Raw genomic sequence first — 933 nt, 5'->3', positions numbered from 1 at the left:
CCCAAACGGCCCCGCCCACCCCTCCTGCCGCGCGCCCCGGCCCATGAGAGGATCGCCCCATGCCTGAGATCTCCGCCTGCGCGGGCCGCTCGCCCCTGCGCGACCTGCACGTCCCCCGGCCGGTGAAGAAGTCGAAGACCGTCTACGAGGGCCGGGTCTGGGACATCGCCCGGGAGTCCTTCCGGATGGACCCCGAGGACAAGGGACAGGACCCCCTCACGCGCGAGCTGATGGTGCACCCCGGCGCCGTGGCCGTCCTGGCCGTGCGCACCCAGCTGAGCACCGTGGGCCCGCGCGAGCAGGTGGCCCTCGTGCGCCAGTACCGCCACCCGGTGGGCATGGAGCTGTGGGAGGTCCCCGCCGGCCTGCGGGACGTGGACGGGGAGGACCTGCACCAGGTGGCCGTGCGCGAGCTCGCCGAGGAGGCCGACCTGCGCGCCCGCGAGTGGCACACCCTCGTGGACTACTACACGAGCCCCGGCGGCTCCACCGAGGCCATCCGCGTGTTCCTCGCCCGGCAGGTCGAGGAGGTCCCCGAGGCGGAGCGGCACGCGCGCACGGACGAGGAGGCCGCCATGCCCCTAGCCTGGGTGGGCCTGGACGAGGTGACCGACGCCGTCCTGGATGGGCGCGTGCACAACCCCTCCACGGTCGTGGCGATCCTCGCCCTGTGCGCCCACCGCGCCCAGGGGTGGCGGCGCCTGCGCCCCGTGGACGCCCCCTTCGTCCCGGGCCGCCACGGCCCCGGGGCGGACTGGCCCGCGTGAGCACCGACCCGGCCGCCCGGGGAAGCGGTGAGGCCGAGGCCCGTGGGAGCCGTGGGGGCCGGGGCGCGGAGTCCGCGCTCGCGGCCCCGTTCCGCCGCCACCTGGAGCACCTGGCCGTCGAGCGGGGCCTCGCCGCGAACACGCTGGCCGCCTACCGCCGCGACCT

At 76.6% G+C, this 933-nt stretch carries 1 protein-coding gene; it reads left to right on the top strand.

The features are described from left to right. Positions 1-59: 59 nt before the first annotated feature. The gene (locus NWP10_RS12160) at positions 60-767 is read left to right on the top strand and encodes an NUDIX hydrolase (RefSeq protein ID WP_258301075.1); all 708 of its coding nucleotides are present in this window, start codon (positions 60-62) and stop codon (positions 765-767) included. The last annotated feature ends 166 nt before the right edge of the window (positions 768-933 follow it).

It is taken from the genome of Micrococcus sp. HG099 (assembly GCF_024723355.1).
In the GTDB taxonomy this organism is placed as follows: Bacteria; Actinomycetota; Actinomycetes; order Actinomycetales; family Micrococcaceae; genus Micrococcus; species Micrococcus endophyticus.
Note: the sequence above shows the minus strand (reverse complement) of the source record. Positions and strands in the feature narration are given on the sequence as shown.

Coding starts and splice junctions, on each gene's coding strand:
- NWP10_RS12160 (WP_258301075.1), top strand. CDS start 60: ATGCCTGAGATCTCCGCCTGCGCGGGCCGCTCGCCCCTGCGCGACCTG.